Source organism: Mesorhizobium sp. ORS 3428 (assembly GCF_001854785.1).
GTDB lineage: Bacteria > Pseudomonadota > Alphaproteobacteria > Rhizobiales > Rhizobiaceae > Mesorhizobium.
Window position 1 is genome coordinate 1 of the sequence record NZ_MDFL01000045.1, and the last position, 3916, is coordinate 3916.

Below are 3916 nucleotides of genomic sequence, written 5' to 3' on the forward strand. Positions count from 1 at the left end.
AAAGAGGTGGCGCCGACCAACGACGATAACTTCCGATACTTCCCGATGCTGAAGCAGAAATCTGACTATCTCGCCGGCGCTTTGCCCGGATCCGACGACTGCAACGCGCGCGTTCGCGTTGATCATCCCCTCGTTCGCATGAGATAGGAAGAAGTTTGAATGCACCACGCGGCCGGGATCGACGGCCAGTTCTTCGGGAAGGTATGGTTCATGCCCAAGGCTCACGACCACGTCGTCAGCTTCGGTTTCCGAAACGTCCCCGCTCGACACATCCCGTACCGTGACGACAAGGGTTGGGGTTCCTGATGGCCTCTCGCGGAACCTGACTTCCACCGCCTCCTTGCCGAAACAAATCTTATTCGCAAAAAACCCGCTTACCCAGACCAGATAGTCGGAGAATAGCTTCCTTGAAGGATATAGTTCGTTCGTATGGATAAAATGGTAGAGAAGCTCCCTGTCGTGCAAGAACGAGAAGAAAGTGAATGGGCTTGCCGGATTCCTCAGGAATGCCAGGTCCTTGAACAAGGAGACTTGGAGTCTTGAATCCGCGAAAGCAATGCCTGGGTGCCATTCTGCACTGTCGCGGCGCTCAAGGACTTCCAGCGAATCCAGAACTGAGGAACCCCATTCTTTCAGGCACGTCAGCAGTGCAAGGTTTGCTGGTCCGCTGCCCACGAGCAGCGTTTTCCGTCTTTGCATGACCGGCTCCAAAAATCGTGCTTGTTTCCAACAGCCCAGTTGCGCGGTCGGCTAAGACAGCCATCYGGCTTCCCCTCATTTTCTCGAGGGCCATCGAGGCGACTTCGGCGAGAGTGGGTTCGCCGGGGTGTATGGCGCCCCGCAACTGTTTGTGCGTGACACATTCCACGGCTGCGGCCACTGGAACCGCAGTCGCGATAGCCATGCTTGAGAAGCCTCGTTCCTGAAGTGCGGAGCGAAAGACGCACGTCCAGCGGCCAGGTTTGCGATGGCGATCCTCAATGGCCACATCAAGGATGACCTGGTCGCCATGTTCCTTTAGGCTCCGGCGAGTTAAAAGCGCTTCCGTGACGTGCTTGACCCGTAGGCGGGCGCTCCCGATCTCAATCTCCTCCTCGGACAGTAGCCCGAGGCGATGCAACATCCGAACGCCATCCGCAAAGCCCGGCCATCGTACAGTCAATTGTCGGATGGTCGGAATGCTGAGATGAGTGCTTGCGGCAGTCGAAGGAACCATTGCGTCATCGTATGCCTCAAGAAGTCCGACCCCCTCCACGAACAACGAAGACACGCTTTCGAATCGATTTCGTGTTACGGCTCGGCCATTGAGTCGAGCCAACGCGGGCCTCTGCTCTATGGGCAGCCGACGTCCAAAGGCGAGAGCATAGTTCAGTGGAGGTTCCGGAATTTTTGGAATCCCTCCACAATGAGTTACGATACTCTCTAAGCCGTCTAGTTCAGCTGCTGTCAGTGAGATTAACGATTCAACCAATCCTGGTTCGAGACCCGCTCCCAAGACTACCGGCGGACCGTTAGGCGGCATCCGGGCGATGTCAGGATCCTCGGGGTCTGGCCTGCCGACGCAAATAATAGGAGTGTGTAGACCTGCCTCGTGCATTTGGTGCGCGAGTTTGACGACCAAATTTCGGCAGTCATTCCAAGACGTCGCCATGATCAGCGATCGTGCTTGAATTGAGAGAGCGCATGGACCTAATGACACGTCAAAGCGGATGTTTTTGACGTCGCTCAGAAGCCCTTGCGCCTTAGCAAGCACAGAACGGCTCCTGTCAATCAGCACAACCAACGCGTCCTGCTGGCTCGCAAGTTGCAGGGCAACCGCCCGRCCGACTGGGCCGGCTCCGATGACGACATGGGACCTCCCGCACATCGTGCTTTAGCCTTTRTCGCCGGCCGCGGTCGAAGCCGGGTTGCGCCGAGTCGTGCGATAGCCAAGAAGAGCAATAGCCGTTTGCAGCAGAGCCAAGCCGGGAATTAACGCCGTCAGTGTATCGTACCCCAGGTGAACTGACACGATGCCCGCAGCGAAGGGGAAGAAATACAAGCCAAGGAAATAGGAAAGACTGAAGATGATCTGCACCAAGGTTCGGGACTGCGGCGCAGTCACGCGGACAGCTTCTGCCTGCATCAAGGGATACGATAGCCCGTAGGTTATGCCGGTCGCCAGTGATCCCATCGCGTAAATAACAGGATGACCCGGAGAGTAGTGGAAACCGAGAAGCGAAATAACCATCCCGCCCAGGAGTAACGGCAAGATCCGATCGGGYGCACCGCGGCTCACGCGCGGACCAATTGAAAACCTAGAGCCGACTGCTCCTATCGCCCAAGAGCCAAAAAATATTTCATACCGAAGACCRGAATTGTTCGCAAATGGAGCCTGGAAGTTTATCAAAGTGGTGTAAATGCTTGCCGACAGCAGTACGAGTACAAAAAACATTGCAGAATTGCTGAAAAGGAGAGTGAAAAGGTCGCGTGCAAGCGAGGCGTTGTTGGGAATATCGGCGTCGCGGATGTTCGCCGCATGCTGCGCTGCCCACGATGACAATGCGGAACCTGCCGTCGCCGCAAGCATTGCCAGAATGAACATGTCCAGCGTGCCCAAGCCGGTGAACCGGGTAACGAGGCTGCTTAGCAGAGGTCCGCAGGCTAGCCCTAAGGTTGAGAATGCAGAGTAGGCCATGAAGCTCGATGACCGGTCTGCATCGCTTGAAAGGGCGGCAATGCAGATTGAGCCCACGGTGAAGTGCAGCGCCCATCCACCTGATTGCAGCATGTAGCTCAGGAAGTAGGGGAGTGTCGCGCGCACCCCCGAAAACTCGTTTATGAGGATGGTCGCGCAGCCTGCTGCATAGAGAAGCCCGCCGATAGGTGCAAGCCTTCGCACGCTAAACTGCCGGGTGAGCGAAGGACTGATCAAGACTATCAAGATGGCGGTCGCCATGCCCGCTGCTGACATCGARCCAAAAAAGATCTCGTCTCGCCCAATCGACAACAGGTAAACTGGAAGCAGCRCAAAAATGCCCATCGCGAACGAAATCAGGCATCGTTCAGCGATGAACATACGCCTATACCACAGAACACGAGCACTGACGAGTGAAATAGTGGGGGCGTTCATTTCTCATTCCATGAAGTTATACGCTGCTTCCGCACGGAGCGATGTTGTATTTCAACGGCTATTCGGCCGTTCTGTGAACACATGTCTACTGTGCTTTGAGCAACGCGTGCACAACCGTAGAGTATCGCTTTACTCCAGCCCTCCATTGTGGCTAGCCGTGATATGAACCGCGACAGTCAGCTGCCGCCCGCCTGGCAACGGAGATGCTCAAGATTCATGCCAGTTTGATCGATTGAGCCGAAGAAGGAATTTTGTGATTTCTTTTCAGTCGATTAGCCTGAAGAAAAGCTAGAGCTCGGCTAAAGAACGCCCCTATCGTGAACTCGACAAACCCGACAAAAGATGTCGGGCGGCGCCGTTGGGACGGGTAGGCCTGGCTTCGGTGAGTCACAACTATCCTACAGGAGTTGAGAGGCGGGCAGGGCCTCAGGCTGGCCGCCGCGAGGTGCGCCACGATACGATGCCTATGCTGCGGCGCGGAATGCGCCTGCGACCATGCCTTATGCCGGTGGGACGCAACAGCGATTGAGCTTCAAAGGCTAAAAGCGGTCGGACAATACGCACGCCTCGACTACCGATCCAGAAGCGGGCCTCCACCAAAAAGCCAACGGCGCCGGGACTGGGCCCTGCTGCATCTGGGGAGGGGTGGTGGAGATCTGTAGCGGTTGCTCGATGCCGACCGGTGCTCCCATCGAGGAGTGGCGGTGCCTTAACCAATAGAGCGTCCTGTCTATCGGCAGGCGATCATGCCCGGAGCCGCAAGTCTGCGGTCCGAAAACTTTTATGGACGAGATGTGCTCGGTG

3 protein-coding genes are annotated in these 3916 nt (G+C 56.3%); all 3 read right to left on the bottom strand.

Annotation, left to right across the window (positions count from 1 at the left end; genetic code table 11):
* The coding region (locus ORS3428_RS05740; protein ID WP_157895930.1) for a SidA/IucD/PvdA family monooxygenase at positions 1 to 699 on the bottom strand (699 nt) is incomplete at its 3' end.
* Complete coding sequence (locus ORS3428_RS34390; RefSeq protein WP_083355011.1) at positions 590 to 1867, bottom strand: saccharopine dehydrogenase C-terminal domain-containing protein; 1278 nt, start codon at positions 1865 to 1867, stop codon at positions 590 to 592. The genes ORS3428_RS34390 and ORS3428_RS05740, both read right to left, overlap by 110 nt.
* Positions 1868 to 1873: 6 nt before the next feature.
* The gene (locus ORS3428_RS05750) at positions 1874 to 3058 is read right to left on the bottom strand and encodes an MFS transporter (protein WP_071095395.1); all 1185 of its coding nucleotides are present in this window, start codon (positions 3056 to 3058) and stop codon (positions 1874 to 1876) included.
* Between the last annotated feature and the right edge of the window lie 858 nt (positions 3059 to 3916).